Genomic DNA, 22035 nt, shown 5'->3' with positions numbered 1-22035 from the left:
CTTTTTTATTGCTACTCACTACTTTTTTCCACTAACTAATACCATTATCCTAGATAAAAATATGATCAGACAGAGCATCGGTAGAACAGCGAATAGGCGTCAAACGCAAACGCGCATTCATTCGTCCCTGAAGCTCCGCCGAGCCATCCATGGCTCGAAGGGTTTGCTTATCAACGCCCATTCACTGATCAGGAACTTTTCCAGAATGGTATAAAATCGACGGTCACCTTTACCTCTCAGCTACCTCTACTCACATGTTGAACCGCTTCTACAGTGCAAATTTACGTGACAAACAATACCAATAGCGTTCTGAATTAAGACCTTTATCGTTCTCATCGCCTAAATCCCCTAGTATATATATGAGCATTTAAGCACTGCGAAATTCGTTTTATTAAAGTTAATTAACAAAGAGAATTAACCATTCTAAATAGAGCTTATTTAGATAAAATTGATGTATATCGAGGCGCTAAAAACTCAAAACATTAAGCAAAAAGGAAGAAATTGTTTGTCTATGGGATATGAATCACAACAATTCGCCAGAATTAATTTACTGAGACAAATTAACGGAGAAAATTGTTAGTGATAATCCTCTCACTTTATAGCAAAACAAATTAACACCTAAAAAAAACAAGCAAAAACACGATAGTAACCACTAACTCACCAGTAAAAATCGTCACAATAAAGTGGTTTTACCCCTGACAATAAACGGTCAAAATAGCATCAAACAGAAAGAGTTTTGACGTTAATGACGGAGATAGGAACAGTTTTGACGTTTTTAACGAGAAATGAATTTGCCAAAAACTCGCACAGAGTGTTTTCTTACCTCAGCCAACGGTTTACAGGCCACTCATATCCACCAAGCTCCTCCGCTGGTGGAACTCAATATGAGGTAATCCTTTGGACATTGTTCATCCAATGATGACATTCATATCCATTCGTGAAATGAAGCAAACAGTAAGGAACAGCTATGCTTGCCAATATTAAAAAGACAGCACTCGCAACAGCCGTTATCGCTGGAGCAATTAGCGTCTCAGCTCCTGCATTAGCACGCAGTGAGCTAACCATAGTGCCTGATTTTTACCCAACTATGGTTCGTAACTTCAACCCATACTTAGCAACAAACCTACGTACGACAACTGACTTTATCTATGAACCATTAGTTGTTTTCAACGAGATGAAAGGCAACACTCCGGTGATGCGTCTTGCTGAAAGCTACAAAATGGCAGACGACTTAATGAGCGTTACATTTAATGTTCGTAAAGGCGTGAAATGGTCTGATGGCGAAGCGTTTACTGCTGATGACATCATCTATTCTTATAAGCTACTAAAAAACAAACCTGAGCTTGACCAACGTGGTATCAACAAATGGGTTAAGAGTGTAGAAAAAGTAAATGAATACACCGTACGCTTCCAACTGACTGAAGCGAACTCCAACGTACCATACGAAATTTCGCTTGTACCGATCGTAGCTGAACACATCTGGAAAGATGTCAAAGAGCCAACAACCTTCACCAATGAAAACCCTGTTGGTACAGGTCCATTCACTGAAATCGATACCTTCACTCCGCAACTTTATGTTCAGTGTCGCAACCCGAACTACTGGGATGCGGCAAATCTAGAAGTTGATTGTTTACGTGTTCCACAAATCGCAAACAACGACCAACTACTAGGCAAAGTCGTCAATTCTGAGCTGGATTGGACTTCATCTTTCATTCCTGACATTGATCGTACTTATGCAGCAGCAAGTCCTAACCACCACTACTGGTATCCAGCATCGGGTACTCAAGCATTCGTGGTTAACTTCAAAAATCCTGATGCAGCGAAGAATGAAGCATTAACTAACGTTGATTTCCGTCGCGCATTCTCTATGGCGATTGACCGTCAAACGATTATCGACATCGCGTTCTACGGTGGCGGTACAGTGAACGACTTCGCATCGGGCTTAGGTTACGCATTTGAAGCTTGGTCTGATGAAACCGTTCATAACAAGTACAAAGGCTTTAACACATACGATGCTAAAGGCGCGAAAGCACTTCTTGCTAAAGCAGGCTTCAAAGATGTAAACGGTGACGGCTTTGTAGATACACCATCTGGTAAATCTTTTGAGTTGTTAATTCAGTCTCCAAACGGTTGGACTGACTTCAACAACACTGTGCAACTTGCAGTTGAGCAATTAACTGAAGTGGGTATCAAAGCGAAAGCACGTACTCCTGAGTTTGCGGTTTACAACGAAGCAATGCTGAAAGGTACTTACGATGTAGCATACACAAACTACTTCCACGGTGCTGACCCTTACCTATACTGGAACAGTGCATATAACTCAGCACTTCAAGGTGGTGAAGGTATGCCTCGCTTCGCAATGCACTTCTACAAAAACGATAAGCTAGACGGTCTACTAGATAGCTTCTATAAAACAGCGGATAAGAACGAGCAGGTACAAATTGCTCACGGTATTCAGAAAATCATCGCTGAAAACCAAGTTACTATCCCTGTATTGTCAGGAGCTTGGATGTACCAATACAACACCACTCGATTCACTGGTTGGTGGAGCGAAGACAACCCGAAAGGTCGTCCAAGCGTATGGGCTGGTATCCCAGAGCGTCTACTACACGTACTGGACTTAAAACCAGTTAAGTAAACGTTCATTCTTTGCGGCGTACCTCGTACGCCGCCTATTAAAAATCCCCACTATTTAAACAATTTATGACGCTCTGCGTTAGGGGATTTCTCGCTCTAAATTTCGCTAGCAATCAGAAACACACTGGGTGAGTAAGGTGTAAGTTATGGGTTATTTTTTAAGACGTTTGTCATTTTATTTTGCAGCGCTGCTTGTCGCAGCCACCATCAATTTCATTATCCCGCGAGCAATGCCTGGTGACCCAGTTACCATGATGTTTGCTAACGCAACCACGCAAGTAACACCAGAGCGTATCGAAGCTATGAAACAATTACTTGGCTTCGTAGATGGTCCTTGGTACGTACAATACATCACTTATATGAAGAGTATCTTTAGCTGGGAGCTAGGTACTTCAATTAAGTTCTACCCTTTGAGCGTTAATGATCTTTTAGGTAGTGCATTTGGCTGGTCACTTTTTCTAGCCGGTACTGCCGTCATTATCTCTTTCTCAATAGGTTCTATTCTCGGTATTTTTGCCGCGTGGAAACGTGGTAGCCGCTACGACACTTTTATCACTCCGGGAATGTTGGTTATCCAAGCAGTGCCACAAGTCGTTATCGCAATGCTTGCCATGTTCATCTTCGCTATCGGTCTGAAGTGGTTCCCAACAGGTTACGCATACACAGCAGGTACAATGCCTGACTGGACAAGCTGGGCATTTATTAAAGATGTGGGCTATCACGCCATACTGCCTCTTGTCTGTGCGTCTATCGTTCAAATCGGCGGCTTCTTGGTCAACATGCGTAACAACATGATCAACTTACTGGCTGAAGACTACATCACGATGGCTAAAGGCAAAGGTCTGAGCGAAAACCGTGTTGTTTTCAACTATGCCGCGCGTAACGCATTGCTACCGAGTGTAACAGCGCTTTCTATGTCATTAGGCATGGCGATTGGTGGTCAGCTCATCATCGAAATCATTTTCAACTACCCAGGTCTTGGCACTGTGCTATTTAACGCCATTACTGCCCGTGACTACCAAGTTCTGCAAGGTCAACTTCTTATCATGACTCTGTTTATGCTGTTCTTTAACCTGCTCGCAGACATGCTTTATGTCGTACTCGACCCTCGTCTACGTAAGGGAGGTAAATAATCATGAAAGCACTTTGGAAACTTCTATCGGGTAACCGAGTAGCCATGATTGGCGTTGCCATACTGTCGATGTTCTTATTTATCGCAATTGCAGCACCTTTGATTACAAAACATGCCCCCGACAAACGTACAGGTAACCCACATGAATACCCTTCGTTTGTAGTGAAAGCGGCGAAAAGCGATCCCCATGGTTGGGTTGCTGAAAACTTCGCAACCGACAGAAGAACATTGGCGATGTCGAAAAAAGCTGATCATACCCTTGGTACAACTCGTATGGGCCGTGACGTATGGGCGCAGGTCGCTTACGGTGCTCGCGTATCACTAGCAGTCGGCTTCGGTGCGGGTATCACAGTTTGTTTTCTGGCGACCATCATTGGCGTTTCCGCTGGTTACTTCGGTGGCAAGGTTGATGACTTTTTAACAGCAGCAATGAACATCATGCTGGTTATTCCTCAATATCCACTGCTGTTCGTAGTTGCAGCCTTCATAGGAGAAGCCGGCCCTCTAACCATATCCCTCATCATAGGGTGTACCTCCTGGGCATGGGGTGCTCGTGTGGTACGAGCTCAGACGCTAGCACTGCGTGAAAAAGAGTTCGTCAAAGCCGCTGAAGTATTAGGTGAGAGTTCATGGCGCATTATTTTCGTTGAGATTCTTCCAAACCTTATTTCGATTGTCGGCGCAAGCTTCATCGGTTCGGTAATGTACGCAGTAATGATGGAAGCCACTATTTCCTTTCTAGGTTTAGGTGATCCGAACACCATCAGCTGGGGCATCATGCTTTACAACGTACAAACCTCTTCATCTATGCTGGTTGGCGCATGGTGGGAACTACTAGCTCCGTGTCTATCACTGACTCTGCTAGTAACTGGTCTGGCACTGCTTAACTTCGCAGTGGACGAAATCGCAAACCCACAATTGCGTTCTCACAAAGGGATGAAACGTTGGAAGAAACTCGCTCAGCAAGACAAATCAGCGCGCGAGCCTAACTTGCCACCACAAAATGCACTTTGGAGCGGAGACAAATAACATGACAGCACCACTTATCTCAATCCGCAACTTATGCGTGGACTACATTACTGACGCTGGTGATGTACGTGCCTGTAACAACGTCAGCTTTGATATTGCACCGGGAGAAGTCTTTGGCCTAGCAGGTGAATCAGGTTGTGGTAAATCAACCGTTGCCTTCTCGCTAATGCGTCTACACAAGCCGCCAGCGTTTATTACCGGTGGTGAAGTGATTTTCAATGGCGAAGACATCCTTCAGTACAGCGATGACAAAATGCAGTCATTCCGCTGGAGCCAGATGTCGATGGTATTCCAAAGCGCCATGAACGCACTTAACCCTGTATTGCGTATGGAAGAGCAGTTCTGTGATGTGATTATGCGCCATACCAATTTGACTCGAGAGCAGGCAAAACGCCGCGCTGAAGGTCTGTTGGAAATCGTAGACATTCACCCTAGCCGCTTAAATGACTACCCACACCAGTTTTCTGGAGGTATGCGTCAACGCTTAGTGATCGCGATTGCGCTAGCGCTTAACCCGAAGATGATCATCATGGATGAGCCGACCACGGCACTTGATGTGGTTGTTCAGCGTGAGATTCTGCAAAAGATCTATGCGTTAAAAGAAGAGTTCGGCTTCTCTATTTTGTTCATTACCCATGACTTGTCTTTGATGGTCGAGTTCTCCGACCGCATTGGCATCATGTATTCCGGAGAACTGATTGAAGTAGCTCCTTCAAAAGAGATTCTACAAAGCCCGTTCCATCCTTACACCAAAGGATTGGGTAGTTCATTTCCACCATTAACAGGACCAAAAACCAAGCTCACAGGTATTCCGGGGAATCCTTTGAACCTACTGGAAATCCCACAGGGCTGCCGTTTCCAAGCGCGTTGTGATCGTGTCCATGAAACCTGTACCAAAGTGTCGACTCTACTTCGTCAAATTGAGCCGGGACGTTATTCAAATTGCCACCTTTACGGTGAGCCGATTGCACAGGTAAAGCTCTAGTTTGAGTGGGTTACGGTCAAGCTATTCGCAAAGTTAGGGGTGGAGAAAAATATGAATATCCAAAATGAAAATCTATTAATTGAAGGGAAGAATCTGGTCAAAGACTTCCCGATCAACAGCAATACGCTGAAACAACCAATGATGCGCGCTATCAACGACGTGTCATTCAAAATGTATAAAAGTCGCGGGCTTTCAGTGGTCGGTGAATCAGGCTCTGGCAAATCCACTACAGCCAAAATGATCGCAAAAATGTACGCACCAACTTCAGGCAACATTGAGTACAAAGGTCGTGATATTCAAGAGATCAAATCTCGTTCTGATCTGATGCATTACCGCGAGGGAATCCAAATGGTTTGGCAAGATCCATTTGGTTCACTTAACCCAACGCACACCATTTTTCACCATATTGCCCGCCCACTTTTAATCCATAAAAAAGTGAAGCCTGGCAATAAGAAAGAGCTTCAAGAACGCGTGTATGACTTGCTGGAACAGGTTGGTTTAATTCCACCTAAAGAGACAGCAGAAAAATATCCGCACCAGCTTTCTGGTGGTCAGCGTCAGCGTGTCAACTTAGCTCGCAACATCGCTGTGGGTGCTGAAGTGGTGCTCGCTGATGAACCGACTTCGATGCTCGACGTTTCGATTCGTGCTGGCGTGTTAAATCTGATGGAAGAGATGAAATTTGAGAAAAAAATGTCTCTTCTCTATATCACGCACGACATCGCAACCGCTCGCTACATCGCAGAAGATCTCGCCGTTATGTATGTCGGTCACATGGTGGAATGGGGTGATACCGAGCAGATCATTCACGATCCGCAACACCCATATACCCAGCTACTGGTTTCAGCGGTTCCGGATCCAAAGAAATCGATCCACGAAAAGCTAAAAGGCAACAAAGGTGAGATCCCATTGTGGACTCCAGCCTCTGTGGGCTGCCCGTTTGCTGGACGCTGTACCCATGCCACCAGCAAATGCCGTGAACAATTACCAGCGGTGACGCAACTGGCAGAGAATCACTTCGTCCGCTGTTATTTATACGAACACTAAAACCCATACGAAAACTAAATATTAACAATAACTTATAGATTTGCCTTCGTCTTGGGTAAACCTGATGTATTAAGAAAGCTAGCACTGCCTTGGCAGTGCTAGTCAAGAAAGGCAACTGGAGACCTAAATGCAGTTACTGATCAACCACATTGGCTATGAAACATTTGGACCAAAACAGGCGGTGCTTTTGAGTCGAACCTCAGAGCTACACCCTACTTTTGCTCAACTTGTTTGCAGTTATAGCCATAAGACTGTCGCTCAACTCAAAATTGAGCGACACGGTAAAGTGGCGAATTGGCATCAAGGGTATTTTCATCGCATCGACTTTTCTCCGTTTACTGGGGAAGGCAGCTTTTACTTACGTGTTGAAAACTCTCGATCTGAAAGTACTCAATCTGAAGTTTTTACGATTGCTCAAGGTCTACTGATGCAGCGCACTTTTTCCGATGTGCTGTATTATTTTAAGTCACAGCGCTGTGGCGGAATTTTTGACAAGCAAGATAAGTCTGTACCTCTACTAGGCACATCATCCACTGCCGATGTGCATGGAGGCTGGTACGACGCTTCAGGTGACGTTAGCAAATATTTAAGTCACCTTTCTTACGCTAACTATTTGAATCCACAACAAACCCCCATTGTGGTATGGAACCTATTCAAAGGGTTAGCGCTTTTAGACCATCGCTCGGAGTTTGCTGCATTTTCTCGCACTCGCCTTAAGGAAGAGGCGTTGTTTGGTGCTGATTTCTTAGTTCGTATGCAGCACTCCGAGGGATTTTTTTACATGACCGTTTTCGACCAGTGGAGTAAAGACATCAAGCGCAGAGAGATCTGTGCTTATGAAACTCAGCAGGGTCACAAATCCAACGATTATCAAGCCGGCTTCCGTCAAGGCGGTGGTGTGGCTATTGCAGCGCTTGCAAGGGCTGCAAGATGCGATATCCACGGTGAATACACCAGTGAAGACTATCTAAATGCAGCTGTGAAAGGCTATTGGCATTTAAAAGAATACAACACTCATTATCTCAACGACGGTGTAGAAAACATCATCGATGAATACTGCGCATTACTTGCAGCATGCGAGTTGTATCGCTCTGTATCAGAAGAAGACTTAAAGCAGACTTACTTACAAGAAGCAAGAAACTGGGCTGAACGCTTATCTGCAAGACAGAAAGTCGACGAAAACTATCTTAACTTCTGGTCAGCAAACGAAACCGGTAGTCGCCCTTACTATCATGCAGCAGAAGCTGGGCTTCCTGTCATTGCTCTGTGTGAATACCTTGATATCGAACCTTGCACAGAACGTTTAGCATTGGTGCAAACAACCGTGCAGCAATCATGCTTGTTTGAGCTAACCGTTACTTCTTCAGTACGCAATCCGTTTGGTTATCCACGTCAATATGTCAAAGATGTGGATGGCGACAAACGTAGCGCATTCTTCATTTCACAAAACAACGAAACTGGCTATTGGTGGCAGGGTGAAAACGCCCGTCTGGCTTCGCTTGCAGTCATGGCTTTTCAGGTACAACCGTACTTAAAAGACCAACAACTACAACACAAACTGCTGAGCTTTGCACAAGATGCTCTGAACTGGGTACTTGGCTTAAACCCATACGATATGTGCATGCTCGACGGGCACGGGCGTAACAATCCGGACTACTTACCACATCTTGGATTCTTTAATGCTAAAGGTGGTGTCTGCAATGGCATTACCGCAGGGTTTGAAGACCCAGAAGATATTGCCTTCAATCCCGAAAAACAGAAAGACGACATGATGCAAAACTGGCGATGGGGAGAACAATGGATTCCTCATGGAGCTTGGTACTTACTGGCGATCATGAGCCAGTTTGAGCATTACAAATCGGCTGGGTGCGAGCAGTCAAAGGAGACATGTCATGTGTAACTACTATGTTGGCATTGATGGTGGCGGTACTTCCTGTCGAGCTCGCATTAGAGATGCAGAAGGCAACCTAATTGGCGAGGGTAAAAGTGGCAGCGCGAATATCCTGCTTGGGGTAGACATTGCCTTGCGTTCCATCATTGAAGCTATCCGCATAGCCGCAAAGCAAGGTGGTCTAGACGAGACTCACTTACACAGAATGCATGTGGGACTTGCGTTAGCGGGAGCAGAACAAAAATCGGCATGGTTTGCTTTTATGCAGCAACCACACCCTTTTGCATCCATCACATTAAACACCGATGCATACGGAGCTTGTTTAGGTGCTCACAATGGTCAGGACGGCGCCATTATGATTGCGGGTACGGGCTCTTGCGGCATTTTACTTAAAGATGGGCAACAGCATGTGGTGGGCGGCAGAGAGTTCCCAATTTCAGACCAAGGCAGCGGCGCCATGATGGGCTTAAGCCTGATTCAGAAAGTGACTCTGACACAAGATGGCATTCGCCCTCACACTAAACTGAGCCAGCACGTGATGGAGCATTTTGATAATGACGTAGACCAAATTGTTGAATGGTCTAAGTCCGCGCTTCCCCGTGATTATGGTCAGTTTTCGCCAGCCATTTTTTCTTATGCGCAGCAAAACGATGCCCTTGCTGTTGAACTGCTTAAAGAAACAGCAGCAGATATCGAAATGTTCTTAAACGCTCTCCAGCGCAAAGGCGCAGAGAAAATTTGCCTGATGGGCAGTATCGCTGAACGTATTTTGAATTGGCTATCCCCGACAGTTCAGCAGTGGATTGTTCCCCCCCAGTTCGACGCTATAGAAGGCGCACTGATGTTTGCTGGCAAGCCAGCTCACAATTTGTATTAGAAGAAGTTGTATTTAGAGAATGTCTATTAAGGGTTGATGATGAACTATCGAATTGACTTTGCTGTACTTTCAGAACAGAAAAATGATTGCCGATTTGGACTGACGCTGCATAACTTAAGCGAGCAAGATCTTGCTGACTGGTCATTGCACTTCATCATGGATCGCTTTATCCAGCCAGACAGTGTCTCCAACGGCGAACTTCATCAGGTGGGCAGTTTCTGTAGCCTTACACCAAAACAAGCGGTTTTACCCGCAAATGGTCACTATTACTGCGAATTCCGCATTAAAACAGCACCATTTCGTTTTTATAGTGACGGCATAAAAGAAGCGTTTGTACAGCTTAATCATGCCGAAGCTACCGTCCGCTATGACGTCGCGGTTACACCAATTGTTCTGGCTTCCCCTTATCAAGAGCGCAGTGAAATACCGCAAACGCTACAAGCCGAGCTATGTTTGATTCCTAAACCGAATCGAATAGAAAGACTTTCTGGAAGCTATTTGCTGGCGACCACCAGTCAGATCACGCTGCAATCAACACAAGCAGAACAAGCTGCAATGTGGTTGCAACAGGAACTCAAAAGTCTGTATGAGTTCGAACCACAGCCCATTGGCAACGCTGACATTGTGTATCAAATCAATCCTATTCTGGATGAAGAACATTATCAGTTAACCGTTACTAGCCACGGTGTACTGCTAGAAGCAAGTAGCCATGTGGGTTTTGTTCATGCATCAGCAACGTTATTACAGTTGGTCCAACGCACACAGAGTGGCTTGATAATACCGTGCGTAAAAGTCACTGATGCACCTCGCTTTAAATACCGAGGCATGATGCTCGATTGCGCTCGACATTTTCATCCTGTTGAACGTGTAGAACGCCTCATCAATCAGTTGGCTCATTACAAATTTAATACCTTTCACTGGCATCTCACTGATGATGAAGGCTGGAGAATTGAGATCAAGTCACTGCCTCAGCTTACCAACATTGGTGCTTGGCGTGGCGTAGACAAAGAGATTGGTCCGCAATTCAGTACGGCGGCGGATCAGCACGGTGGCTATTACACCCAAGAAGAGATCAAACGCGTGATCGCTTTTGCACAAGTACGTGGGATCACCGTAATTCCGGAGATCGACATTCCCGGTCATTGCCGCGCCGCGATCCGTTCACTATCTGAATGGCTGCTAGACACCGAAGATCGTTCTGAATATCGCAGTATTCAAAATTATAACGACAACGTCCTATCCCCTGCGTTACCTGCCACTTATCGATTTTTGGATCTGGTACTGGAAGAGGTTGCAGAACTGTTTCCAAGTCAATTCATTCACATTGGTGCTGATGAAGTCCCAGATGGAGTCTGGATTAACAGTCCTAAATGTCAGGCATTAATGGACGAACATGGTTATCAGGACGCGAAAGAACTACAAGGACATTTACTGCGATACGTCGAGAAGAAATTACGTTCTTTAGGCAAACGTATGGTGGGCTGGGAAGAAGCTCAGCATGGCAACAAGGTGAGCAAAGATACCGTTATATATTCTTGGTTGTCAGAGCAAGCCGCGCTGGACTGCGCGAAACAAGGCTTCGATGTGATCTTGCAGCCGGGTCAGTACACCTATCTCGATATTGTTCAAGATTATGCCCCTGAAGAACCGGGGGTGGCATGGGCAGGGGTGACACCTTTAGAACGCGCTTATGGCTATGAACCTTTGGCGGAAGTACCTGCCGATCACCCAATTCGCAAACGCATATTAGGTATGCAAAGCGCGTTGTGGTGTGAACTGATTAACGACCAATCACGTATGGATTACATGCTCTACCCTCGACTTACCGCTCTGGCAGAGGCTGGCTGGACGCAAAGTGCTTTACGTGACTGGACAGACTATCTCGCTCGCCTAAAAGGACACTTACCTTTGCTCGACAAGCAAGGAATCCATTATCGAGCCCCTTGGAAATAACAACTTATTTTTGCCTTCCCTTTCAAATTCAAAGCAAGGGGTGGAAACAAGCACATATTCATTTTCGCTAGCATCGACATTGGCTGCGTTATTCGCAGTTTTTAGAAAAAGGAAATCACCATGAAATACGGCTATTTCGATAACGACAATCGTGAATACGTCATTACTCGTCCAGACGTTCCAGCGCCATGGACAAACTATTTAGGAACGGAAAAATTCTGCAGCGTTATCTCTCATAACGCTGGCGGTTACTCATTTTATAACTCGCCAGAGTACAACCGAGTGACCAAATTCCGCCCTAACTTCACGCAAGATCGTCCGGGACATTACGTCTATCTACGTGACGATGAAACTGGTGATTTTTGGTCTGTCTCTTGGCAACCTGTAGCAAAGAGCCTAGACCAAGCAGATTATGAAGTTCGCCATGGTTTGTCCTATTCAAAATTCAAGTGTGACTACAACGGAATTGTCGCAACCAAAACTCTGTTTGTACCAAAAGGTGAAGATGCAGAAGTCTGGGATGTCGTCATTGAAAACACCTCTGATCGCCCTCGGACTATCAGTGCATTTAACTATGTTGAGTTTTCATTTAGTCACATTAAATCGGACAACCAAAACCATCAAATGTCGCTTTACTCTGCTGGCACTGATTACAAAAATGGTGTGATTGAATACGACCTCTACTACAACACTGACGATTTCCTCGGCTACTACTACCTAACCGCAACGTTTGATGCTGATAGCTATGATGGGCAACGCGATACTTTCTTAGGTATGTACCGCGATGAAGCAAACCCTATTGCTGTAGAGCAAGGCAAATGTTCTAACCTCACTCAAACCTGCTACAACCACTGCGGTGCTCTGCATAAGCAATTCACGCTACAACCGGGTGAACAAGTACGTTTTGCTGTGGTACTAGGCGTTGGTAAAGGCAATGGCGAAAGACTTCGTGCCAAATACCAAGACCTAACTGAAGTGGATAAGACGTTCGCTGGTATCAAACAACACTGGGATGAACGTTGTGACAAGTTCCAGGTGAAGTCACCAAACGAAGGTCTAAACACCATGCTTAACGCTTGGACTCTCTATCAAGCGGAAACCTGTGTGGTATGGTCTCGCTTTGCCTCCTTCATTGAAGTGGGTGGACGTACCGGTCTTGGCTACCGCGATACTGCGCAAGATGCAATCTCTGTACCTCATACCAACCCCACTATGACTCGTAAACGCTTAGTAGATCTTCTACGTGGACAAGTAAAAGCGGGCTATGGCTTACACCTGTTTGATCCAGACTGGTTCGATCCAGAAAAAGCCAACGTAAAGCCTTCTAAATCTCCGACGGTTGTTCCAACCCCTTCTGACGAAGATAAGATCCACGGCATTAAAGATACCTGTTCAGACGACCATTTATGGATCGTTCCAACCATTCTTAATTACGTTAAAGAAACCGGCGATTTCAATTTCATTGATGAAGTCATTCCTTACGCCGACGGCGGTAACGCAACGGTTTACCAGCACATGATGGCAGCGTTGGATTTCTCAGCAGAATACGTAGGGCAAACAGGAATCTGTAAAGGTCTGCGAGCTGACTGGAACGACTGTCTGAACTTAGGCGGTGGTGAATCAGCAATGGTTTCTTTCCTTCACTTCTGGGCGCTTGAAGCATTCCTAGAATTGGCGAAATACCGTAATGACAATCAAGCGCTAAGCAAATACCAAGCAATGGCAGACGGTGTACGCGATGCGTGTGAAACTCACTTATGGGATGGACAGGGCGAATGGTATATCCGCGGTCTGACCAAAGATGGCGACAAAATCGGTACCTTTGAACAATTGGAAGGCAAAGTTCATCTTGAATCTAACTCGCTAGCGGTTCTATCTGGTGCGGTATCGCAAGAGCGTGGCGAGAAAGCGATGGATGCTGTGTACAAATATCTGTTCTCACCATACGGCATACATCTCAATGCTCCATCCTTTGCAACACCAAACGATGACATTGGTTTTGTGACCCGTGTTTATCAAGGCGTAAAAGAGAACGGCGCTATTTTCTCTCATCCAAACCCTTGGGCTTGGGTAGCGGAAGCTAAGTTAGGTCGTGGCGACAGGGCGATGGAATTCTACGACGCCCTAAACCCATACAACCAGAACGATATGATTGAGACTCGCGTGGCTGAGCCATATTCCTATGTACAGTTCATCATGGGACGTGACCATCAAGATCACGGTCGAGCAAACCACCCATGGCTAACAGGTACATCTGGCTGGGCTTACTATGCAGCGACTAACTACATCCTGGGTGTGCGCACTGGCTTCGATACTCTGATTGTTGATCCATGTATTCCAACTTCATGGCCGGAATTTGAGGTGACACGCCAATGGCGCGGTGCAACTTACCAAATCAAGGTTCTGAACCCAAATGGCGTAAGCAAAGGCGTAACCTCAATTACGGTGAATGGTGAGCAGGCAGATGTCATCAACGCTCAACCACAAGGCAGCGTTAACCAAATCACTGTGGTAATGGGTTAAGACCAATCAGCTAAGGAGAACCAGAGATCCCGTATCGAACACAAACACGCATCAATTCGTCCATGAAGCTCCGCCGAGCCATCCATGGCTCGAAGGATTTGCTTATCGATACGGGCTCCCTGCTATTTAGCTAAGGCGATTTTTGCCATGCAAAGAAAGTCTTATGAAGGAGAACAGAACATGATTCAATTTGGTACCGGTGGCTGGCGCGCTTTCATTGGTGAAGAGTTCACGAAAGACAACGTTCGTTTAGTTGCACAAGCGTTAGCCAATATCATCAATAACGAAAATGTTGCCAATGAAGGATTTGTGATTGGTTATGATCGCCGCTTCCTTTCAGATAAGGCAGCAAAATGGTTTGCAGAAGTATTGGCGGGTAACGGGATTACAGTCAGTTTTATCGACAAATTCGTACCAACACCAGTGGTGATGTATAAAGCGAAACAGCTCAACTGCGCATACTCTGCCTGTATTACTGCCTCTCACAACCCAGCTGATTACAATGGCGTAAAAGTATTTATCCGTGGCGGACGCGATGCCGATGAAGTGATCACTAAAAAGATCGAACAACAAATAGCACAACTAACCTTATCGGCTGTACGTGCAGTGGAATTTGATCAAGCACTTCAAGACAAGCTAATTGTCGTGATCAACCCAATGAATGAGTTTGTCGATTCGATCATCGACTTTATCGATATCGAAGCGATCAAAAAAGCCAACTTACGCGTGCTGATCGATCCTATGTTTGGCGTAGCGAAAAACGCTCTGCAAACGGTGTTGATCAATGGTCGCTGTGATGTAGATGTGATCAACGATGGTAAGAACCCAGATTTTGGCGGCTTAATGCCATCACCAAGTGCGACCACCTTATATCGGCTACAACATCTAGTTAAAGATGAAGGTTACGACATTGGTATCGGGACTGACGGTGATGCTGACCGTCTTGGCATCATTGATGAAAAAGGTAACTTCATTCACCCTAACGAAGTGTTGATGCTGCTGTATTACTACCTGCTTGAATACAAAGGCTGGAAAGGCTCAGTGGTACGTAATATCGCCACCACGCATCTGTTAGATAAAATCGCAGCTGATCACAACGAAAAGAGCTTTGAGGTTCCTGTAGGCTTTAAGCATATTAGCTCACAAATGGAAGCGGATGATTCACTGTTAGGCGGTGAAAGCTCTGGCGGTTTAACCATTCGTGGTCATATCAAAGGCAAAGATGGCGTGTTTGCCTCAAGCTTGCTGGTTGAAATGATCAGTGTGACAGGTAAGAAGCTTTCAGAGATGCTGGACGAAATATATCAACGCTATGGCTATGCCTACACCGCCGAAGGTGACTGCAAATTTAAAGCTGCAGAGAAGCAAGCGCTGTACAACAAAATCTATGTTGAAAAGCAATTGCCGCACTTTGAGTTTGAAATTGAAAAAGTCAGCTACGAAGATGGTGCAAAAGTCTATTTCAAAAATGGTGGTTGGGTCATTGCCCGTTTCTCAGGTACAGAACCCTTGCTGCGTATATTTGCAGAGATGGAAGACAAGCCGACAGCAGAGCGAGTATTACTGCAGATGAAGACGTTTTTGTCTTTGTAACGATTATTCAAATAAACAAATGACTTAGTCTGTGTTCCTCAAAGTAGTTGGCGTTGCAGCTAGGCGGCAAGTGAGTGAATCCCCATGAGCATAGATTGGCTATGTGATTGGGGTTTACGAATGCAGCCAACAACGCTGCAGCGTCAAATACGAAGAGGATCAGAATGCGAGAATACCCTGCTCATCGATCTCCACTACAACTTTTTGTCCTACAGAGATTGGCTGAGAAGAAGTCGCAAGAAGCTTAGTACCATGGACATCAATCACGTATCGACAGTGATCGCCCATAAACTGCTGCTCTAAAACCGTTACTTCGCCGTCGTCGGACGCTTGAATCAATACCTGTTGAGGACGCAGCAATAAGTCGCAGCTGTTACCGACTGGAATATCCACCTGCATTTGTGCTTCTAGTGTCCCTAAAGCGGTAACAAACAGACCATCAGTATTACGCGTCGCAGGTAGGTAGCTGCCACCACCAAGGAAATCAGCGACAAATTTACTCGACGGCTGATAATAAAGCTCTGAAGCCGTGCCATATTGCTCAATCACACCGTGATTCATTACTGCCATTTTATCCGCGAAAGCAAAAGCCTCTTCACGAGAATGGGTCACGAAAATGGCTGTTACACCCTGCTTTTTAAAGATTTTACGAATCTCGGCGATCAAGTCGTGGCGTACTTGTGTATCGATATTTGAAAAAGGCTCATCAAGCAAAAGCAGGTCTGGTTTATAAGCCAGTGAACGCGCAATGGCGACGCGCTGTTGCTGACCACCGGAAAGCTGGTGTGGGTAACGATCACCAAAACCACTGAGGTGAACCAGTTCCAACATATCCTGCACTTTGCTGCTACGTTCAGAAGCAGGTAACGAGCGAAGGCCAAAGCCAACGTTCTCTTCTACCGTTAAATGTGGGAACAGAGCGTAATCTTGGAAAATCATACCGATATTGCGCTTTTCAGGCGCTAACCAGTTTGCTCCATCATCAATAGTGACGCAATTCAAGCTCATGTGCCCTGAACTCAAAGGCAATAACCCAGCAATCGCTTTAAGCAACGTTGTTTTACCGCACCCACTCGCACCAAGCAGACAAACAATTTCGCCTTGGTCGACTTCAAGCGAAAGAGATTCCAACACAGTTTGAGTATCGTACTGACAAGTCAGATCTTGAATGGAAAGTGCGCAGCTCATCAGTGGTTTTGCTCCAAAGAACGGTTAACAATAACTAGTGGTATTAAACCAACTAATACCAACAAAACTGCAGGCAAAGCAGCAAGTTCTAAATGCTCATCCGAAGCATAGTTATAAACATACGTTGCCAGCGTTTCGAAATTAAATGGACGCAGAAGCAATGAAGCATTGAGTTCTTTCATCGATTCGATGAACACCAGCAAACCAGCAATCAAAGCCCCACGTCGTACTAGCGGAAAGTGGACTCGCCACAACATGCTGTTAGCCTGACACCCCATAGTGCGTGCGGCCATATCCAGTGAAGGGGAAATCTTATTGAGGCTGCTTTCAATACTGCCGATAGCAATGGCAGAGAAACGTACCAACATCGCAAAAATAATCGCGAACATAGTGCCAGAGAATATCAGCCCCGGTCTCCCCCACTGCATCGCTTTCGCTATGTCATTGACAGTGTGATCCATGGTGAGAACTGGCACCATAACACCAATAGCGAGCACAGTTCCCGGAACCGCATACCCCATAGAAGATAGACGCATCAAAGCCACGCTAAAACGATTTTGTTTCAAGCGAGCATAGAAGTTTAGAATCAAGGCGACAGTAACAGCCACTATCGCTGCAGTTAGCGACACTTTGAGACTGTTAATCGCATATTCTCGGAACTCTGCCGTCCAGCTTTGTTCGAAATAAGTGTATGCATAACTGAGAAGTTGTAGCAGTGGGAAGATAAAGGCAGTAGCAACTAATCCCCAACACCAGAACATTGCAAACCACTTTTTCCAACCGCTTAGTTGATAGCGAAAATCTTCATGGCTATTGAATTGAGTCTGATACAGCTTTTGCTTACGGCGACTGTAACGTTCGGCACTCAGCAATAACAGCACAATGACCAGCATAATGGCTGAAGTTTTGGCTGCGGCATTAAGATTGGAGTAGTTGAGCCAAGTGTCATATACCGCCGTCGTTAATGTGCTGATTGCAAAATATTTAACGGTGCCGAAATCCCCGACGGTTTCCATCGCCACCAGCGATAATGCAACAGCAATAGAAGGGCGAGCCAGAGGCAAAGAGATACGTCTAAAACTTTCCCATGGGGAGCATTTTAGTAATCGAGCCGACTGTAGCAGAGAAACGTTCTGTTCCATAAACGTAGCTCGACACAATAAATAAACGTAAGGATAAAGCACTAAAGCCAGCACGATGCTGGCTCCGGTTAAACTTCGGATATCAGGAAACCAATACGCACCCGCCTGCCAACCAGTTAACTCTCGGAGCCACATCTGAACAGGTCCCGCATAATCAAACCAGCCGGTAAAAATATAGCCAACGATATATCCGGGAATGGCTAATGGTAACACTAACGCCCATTGGAGAACCTTTTCCCCAGGCAGCTTACACATCGCCATAATCCAAGCACTTGGTATACCAAATAAAAGGGATAAAGCCATCACACTAGCGGTGAGAATGACGGTATTTTGCGCGTAGGTGGGCATCACCGTTGCCATTAGATGAGCAAAGACGTCATCGGTATGACCAACAGCGGTAAAGAATATCGCTAAGATCGGCAAAACCAGCAGGGTTGCTAGAACAACACTACTGGTTTTCCATATAAGATGTTTTTCTTTCATTGCCTATTACAACAAGACAATTTGAGATGCATCAACATGTGCAAAGACATCTCATATCGCTTTTAAAAACAGGGGGAAAATTTCCCCCTCGAACACATTAAAGGTCAAATTTTACTTCATCAAGTAACTTGATTGCTGCTGTATGGTTATCAGCAATCTTTTCTAAAGGTAGTGTATCTGACTTAAACTCACCCCAAGATGCCACAAGTTCTGAACGCTTCACACCTGGTTTCACAGGGTATTCGAAGTTAACTTCTGCGTACATGTGCTGAGCTGTTTCGCCCGTTAGAAATTCCATTAGTTTTAGTGCATTATCACGGTTTGGAGCGTATTTAGCCATCGCCATACCACTCACGTTCACGTGTGTGCCTTGAGCGTTTTGATCTGGGAAGTTGATGTATACCGACTCCGCCCAACTCTTTTGCTCTTTGTCTTCAAGCATTTTACCTAAGTAGTAGCTGTTACCTAAAGAAAGATCACATAGACCTTCTTTAATAGCACGAACTTGGTCACGGTCATTACCTTGTGGTTTACGGGCTAAGTTCGCTTTTAAGCCTTCTAACCATGCTTTGGTTTCAGCTTCGCCGTGGTTAGCAATCATGGCTGCAACCAAAGCGATGTTGTATGGGTGCTTACCACTACGAGTACAGATTTTACCCTTATATTCAGGCTTAGCTAAATCAAGATAGTTAAAATCATCACCCAATTTGCCTACGCGATCACGTGAAGAATAAACACTACGTGTACGAATCGTTAAAGCAAACCACTCTTCGTTGCTATCACGGTAGTGTGCTGGGATATTTTCATCGATAACAGAGCTGTTAACTGGTTGAGTTAACTTCTTATCAGACAATTCAAACAAACGGCTAAACTCTGAAGTTAATACTACGTCCGCAGGACTGTATTCACCTTCTTGTGCTAACTTTTCTGCAATACCTTCGTTAGCAAACTTCACATTGACCTTGATCCCCGTCTCTTTAGTGAACTCTTTAAACATGGGCTCAATGAGGAAAGGCTGGCGGTATGAGTAAACATTCACTTCCTCTGCTGCCATAGCAGACGAAGCTAAAACGCTTAACGCAATTGCAGAAAGTGTGAGCATCTTTTTCATCGTTTAAACCTAACTTGTAGTGATAATGATAATGTTTTTTATTTCCTTGAATTATATTAACCCGTTTTATTGAGCACAATCTTAAATAATAAAAAACCTGCCACATGGGCAGGTTTTTTCGACGAGGTTCTAAGTATTGATTATTTAACTACTGAGAACTCAGGATATGCTTCAACACCACAATCGTGCATATCCATACCTTCTTGCTCTTCTTCTTCAGAAACACGGATACCCATTGTTGCTTTTAGGATAGACCAAACAATCAAGCTTGCTGCGAATACCCAACCAAAGATAACTACGGCACCTAGAAGCTGAGAACCAAATGATGCATCTGCATTGCTTAGTGGAACAACCATTAGACCAAAGAAACCACACACACCGTGTACAGAGATAGCACCCACTGGATCATCGATTTTTAGTTTATCTAGAGCAATGATGCTGAACACTACGATTGCACCCGCAACCACACCGATAGCTACTGCATATAGTGGTGATGGAGATAGTGGATCTGCAGTGATAGCAACTAGACCTGCTAACGCACCGTTAAGGATCATAGTTAGGTCTGCTTTACCCCAAGTTGTTTTACAAACTAGCAGGGCTGCAATCGCACCTGCTGCTGCTGCTGCGTTAGTGTTTAAGAAGATTTTGCCGACAGCTGTTGCGTTTTCGAAGTCAGAAACCATCAACTGAGAACCGCCGTTGAAGCCAAACCAACCGAACCATAGGATAAGTGTACCTAGAGTAGCAAGTGGCATGTTTGAACCTGGAATTGGGTAAACTTCACCGTTTTTGCCGTATTTACCTTTACGTGCACCTAGTAGGATTACGCCAGCTAGAGCTGCTGCTGCACCTGCCATGTGTACGATACCAGAACCAGCGAAGTCACTGAAACCTGCATCAGATAGGAAACCGCCGCCCCAAGTCCAGTAACCTTCCATAGGGTAAATGAAAGCTGTTAGAACTACAGAGAAGATTAGGAATGCCCATAACTTCATACGTTCAGCAACTGCACCTGAAACTACAGACATCGAGGTTGCAACGAATACTACTTGGAAGAAGAAATCCGACTCTAGAGAGTGGTCAGCGCCTTCAGCTTGTGAACCGATTAGCGTACCGAAAGAAGGTAACCAACCAGCTTCTGCGTTATCTACGTACATGATGTTGTAACCAACGATTAAGTACATAGTGCACGCGATAGCGTAAAGCACAAAGTTTTTAGTCAAAATTTCAGTGGTGTTTTTTGAACGAACTAGACCAGCTTCAAGCATTGCAAAACCCGCAGCCATCCACATTACTAGTGCGCCTGAAATTAAGAAGAAGAAAGTATCCAGTGCGTAGCGTAACTCCGCTACAGTTACTGACAGTTCCATAATAGTTGTCTCCAATCCCTGATTCTTAAAGTGCTTCTACGTCCATTTCGCCAGTGCGAATACGAACAGCATGACTTAAGTCATAAACAAATATTTTACCGTCACCAATTTTGCCTGTATGAGCAGCTTTGATGATTGCTTCAACAACGCGATCTACGTTGTCTGCTTGTGTTGCGATCTCGATTTTTACCTTAGGTAGGAAATCCACTTGGTATTCCGCACCACGGTAAAGCTCTGTGTGACCTTTTTGACGACCGAAGCCTTTTACTTCTGATACTGTCATCCCTTCGATGCCAACATCAGCTAAAGCTTCGCGTACATCGTCAAGTTTGAATGGTTTGATGATTGCGTTTATGAGTTTCATCGCGTCCTCTCTGAAGCTGTAGTCCATTAACTCTAATCCCTTTCTAGTAATCCAAGGTACGTGCCAACTTTTTAAATCATTGATAAATAAGATATTAATGTGACATTTATGCAAAAAAAAGAAAGGGTTGCACAAATATCGTGCAACCCTTTCCCAAAAATAATGCGCTTAAGCCATTCTTCACCACATAAGTGCACGCTTTAAAAGCAATGCATCAGTAGCGCTGAATGAACTCTAACCACTGTCTCATCATTGATTCAAAATCTTCCAAGCCACATTCTGCCGTGCTCTCACTGTCGTAGAGCTCAAATTCACTTTCAAACTCAATATCATGGCTATAGCCCAAAGTGTTTTCCTGAACCGTCACTTCACTCCCTATCACAGAAAGAGAAATCTCTTTTCCAGCCAGTTTCCACTCTTTTGCCGGACTTTGGTGCACTTGGTCAAGTAACGAAAACACTTGCTCGATCTTTGTGCGATCTTTGCCAATCTCTTCTTGTAACCAACGAGCAATCACTTGATGCTCCATATTACAACTGACGTAATACTCACCCATTAAGGTATTTTTCGTAAATTCAAATTCCATCGGATTGATACCAAACAAACCAAATTTTGCGTGGAGTATACCTGCCTCACTATCTCGTTACGAGAAGGTTTGTGACGGGAAGGTTCGTGACGAAAAGGATACGAGCTTCTCTTAGGTAATTATT

Annotated in this window: 16 protein-coding genes; 10 read left to right on the top strand and 6 right to left on the bottom strand. The window is 45.0% G+C overall.

The features are described 5' to 3' along the window. The first annotated feature begins 967 nt into the window (after positions 1–967). The 10 genes from G5S32_RS02585 (at position 968) to G5S32_RS02540 (ending at position 15667) form a co-directional block, all read left to right on the top strand. A complete protein-coding gene (locus tag G5S32_RS02585; RefSeq protein ID WP_165310347.1) occupies positions 968–2638 on the top strand; it encodes an ABC transporter substrate-binding protein in 1671 nt (556 codons plus the stop codon). A gap of 145 nt (positions 2639–2783) precedes the next feature. Then, positions 2784–3770, top strand: coding sequence for an ABC transporter permease (locus tag G5S32_RS02580; protein WP_165310346.1), 987 nt, complete (start codon positions 2784–2786; stop codon positions 3768–3770). A gap of 2 nt (positions 3771–3772) precedes the next feature. Beyond that, positions 3773–4798 (top strand): ABC transporter permease, encoded by a 1026-nt coding sequence (locus G5S32_RS02575; protein ID WP_165310345.1) that lies wholly within the window; start codon positions 3773–3775, stop codon positions 4796–4798. A gap of 1 nt (position 4799) precedes the next feature. After that, complete coding sequence (locus G5S32_RS02570) at positions 4800–5783, top strand: ABC transporter ATP-binding protein (protein ID WP_165310344.1); 984 nt, start codon at positions 4800–4802, stop codon at positions 5781–5783. A gap of 51 nt (positions 5784–5834) precedes the next feature. Beyond that, positions 5835–6830 carry an ABC transporter ATP-binding protein gene (locus G5S32_RS02565; protein WP_165310343.1) on the top strand — a complete coding sequence of 332 codons (996 nt, stop codon included), beginning with the start codon at positions 5835–5837 and terminating at the stop codon, positions 6828–6830. 127 nt (positions 6831–6957) lie between these two features. Next, entirely contained in the window at positions 6958–8730 is a 1773-nt protein-coding gene (locus G5S32_RS02560) for a glycoside hydrolase family 9 protein (protein ID WP_165310342.1), read from the top strand. After that, positions 8723–9598, top strand: coding sequence for a glucosamine kinase nucleotide-binding domain-containing protein (locus G5S32_RS02555; RefSeq protein WP_165310341.1), 876 nt, complete (start codon positions 8723–8725; stop codon positions 9596–9598). The genes G5S32_RS02560 and G5S32_RS02555 overlap by 8 nt, the downstream gene beginning before the upstream one ends. A gap of 39 nt (positions 9599–9637) precedes the next feature. After that, a complete protein-coding gene (locus G5S32_RS02550) occupies positions 9638–11551 on the top strand; it encodes a beta-N-acetylhexosaminidase (RefSeq protein WP_165310340.1) in 1914 nt (637 codons plus the stop codon). Between the two features lie 120 nt (positions 11552–11671). Then, positions 11672–14074, top strand: a complete 2403-nt coding sequence (locus tag G5S32_RS02545) for a glycoside hydrolase family 94 protein (protein ID WP_165310339.1) — start codon at positions 11672–11674, stop codon at positions 14072–14074. Positions 14075–14254: 180 nt separating this feature from the next. After that, complete coding sequence (locus G5S32_RS02540; RefSeq protein ID WP_165310338.1) at positions 14255–15667, top strand: phosphoglucomutase/phosphomannomutase family protein; 1413 nt, start codon at positions 14255–14257, stop codon at positions 15665–15667. 159 nt (positions 15668–15826) lie between these two features. Here G5S32_RS02540 and G5S32_RS02535 read toward each other — a convergent pair whose 3' ends face one another. From G5S32_RS02535 to G5S32_RS02510, 6 genes are all read right to left on the bottom strand, one after another. Further along, positions 15827–16855 carry an ABC transporter ATP-binding protein gene (locus tag G5S32_RS02535; RefSeq protein ID WP_165310337.1) on the bottom strand — a complete coding sequence of 343 codons (1029 nt, stop codon included), beginning with the start codon at positions 16853–16855 and terminating at the stop codon, positions 15827–15829. Continuing rightward, a complete protein-coding gene (locus tag G5S32_RS02530; protein WP_165310336.1) occupies positions 16855–18480 on the bottom strand; it encodes an ABC transporter permease in 1626 nt (541 codons plus the stop codon). Before G5S32_RS02530 ends, G5S32_RS02535 begins: the two co-directional genes overlap by 1 nt. Positions 18481–18577: 97 nt before the next feature. Continuing rightward, complete coding sequence (locus G5S32_RS02525) at positions 18578–19591, bottom strand: Fe(3+) ABC transporter substrate-binding protein (RefSeq protein ID WP_165310335.1); 1014 nt, start codon at positions 19589–19591, stop codon at positions 18578–18580. A gap of 140 nt (positions 19592–19731) precedes the next feature. Next, positions 19732–20961, bottom strand: a complete 1230-nt coding sequence (locus tag G5S32_RS02520; RefSeq protein ID WP_165310334.1) for an ammonium transporter — start codon at positions 20959–20961, stop codon at positions 19732–19734. A 25-nt stretch (positions 20962–20986) separates the two neighbouring features. Further along, entirely contained in the window at positions 20987–21325 is a 339-nt protein-coding gene (locus G5S32_RS02515) for a P-II family nitrogen regulator (RefSeq protein WP_102941092.1), read from the bottom strand. A gap of 214 nt (positions 21326–21539) precedes the next feature. Then, on the bottom strand, positions 21540–21911 hold the full coding sequence (locus tag G5S32_RS02510) for a YacL family protein (protein ID WP_165310333.1): 372 nt from the start codon (positions 21909–21911) through the stop codon (positions 21540–21542). Positions 21912–22035: the final 124 nt, after the last annotated feature.

Origin of the sequence: Vibrio ziniensis (genome assembly GCF_011064285.1) — a bacterium.
Lineage (GTDB): Bacteria > Pseudomonadota > Gammaproteobacteria > Enterobacterales > Vibrionaceae > Vibrio > Vibrio ziniensis.
Note: the sequence above shows the minus strand (reverse complement) of the source record. Positions and strands in the feature narration are given on the sequence as shown.

Excerpts from the sequence above, each read along its gene's own strand:
- G5S32_RS02585 (WP_165310347.1), top strand. The coding sequence starts at position 968 with ATGCTTGCCAATATTAAAAAGACAGCACTCGCAACAGCCGTTATCGCT.
- G5S32_RS02580 (WP_165310346.1), top strand. The coding sequence starts at position 2,784 with ATGGGTTATTTTTTAAGACGTTTGTCATTTTATTTTGCAGCGCTGCTT.
- G5S32_RS02575 (WP_165310345.1), top strand. The coding sequence starts at position 3,773 with ATGAAAGCACTTTGGAAACTTCTATCGGGTAACCGAGTAGCCATGATT.
- G5S32_RS02570 (WP_165310344.1), top strand. The coding sequence starts at position 4,800 with ATGACAGCACCACTTATCTCAATCCGCAACTTATGCGTGGACTACATT.
- G5S32_RS02565 (WP_165310343.1), top strand. The coding sequence starts at position 5,835 with ATGAATATCCAAAATGAAAATCTATTAATTGAAGGGAAGAATCTGGTC.
- G5S32_RS02560 (WP_165310342.1), top strand. The coding sequence starts at position 6,958 with ATGCAGTTACTGATCAACCACATTGGCTATGAAACATTTGGACCAAAA.
- G5S32_RS02555 (WP_165310341.1), top strand. The coding sequence starts at position 8,723 with ATGTGTAACTACTATGTTGGCATTGATGGTGGCGGTACTTCCTGTCGA.
- G5S32_RS02550 (WP_165310340.1), top strand. The coding sequence starts at position 9,638 with ATGAACTATCGAATTGACTTTGCTGTACTTTCAGAACAGAAAAATGAT.
- G5S32_RS02545 (WP_165310339.1), top strand. The coding sequence starts at position 11,672 with ATGAAATACGGCTATTTCGATAACGACAATCGTGAATACGTCATTACT.
- G5S32_RS02540 (WP_165310338.1), top strand. The coding sequence starts at position 14,255 with ATGATTCAATTTGGTACCGGTGGCTGGCGCGCTTTCATTGGTGAAGAG.
- G5S32_RS02535 (WP_165310337.1), bottom strand. The coding sequence starts at position 16,855 with ATGAGCTGCGCACTTTCCATTCAAGATCTGACTTGTCAGTACGATACT.
- G5S32_RS02530 (WP_165310336.1), bottom strand. The coding sequence starts at position 18,480 with ATGAAAGAAAAACATCTTATATGGAAAACCAGTAGTGTTGTTCTAGCA.
- G5S32_RS02525 (WP_165310335.1), bottom strand. The coding sequence starts at position 19,591 with ATGAAAAAGATGCTCACACTTTCTGCAATTGCGTTAAGCGTTTTAGCT.
- G5S32_RS02520 (WP_165310334.1), bottom strand. The coding sequence starts at position 20,961 with ATGGAACTGTCAGTAACTGTAGCGGAGTTACGCTACGCACTGGATACT.
- G5S32_RS02515 (WP_102941092.1), bottom strand. The coding sequence starts at position 21,325 with ATGAAACTCATAAACGCAATCATCAAACCATTCAAACTTGACGATGTA.
- G5S32_RS02510 (WP_165310333.1), bottom strand. The coding sequence starts at position 21,911 with ATGGAATTTGAATTTACGAAAAATACCTTAATGGGTGAGTATTACGTC.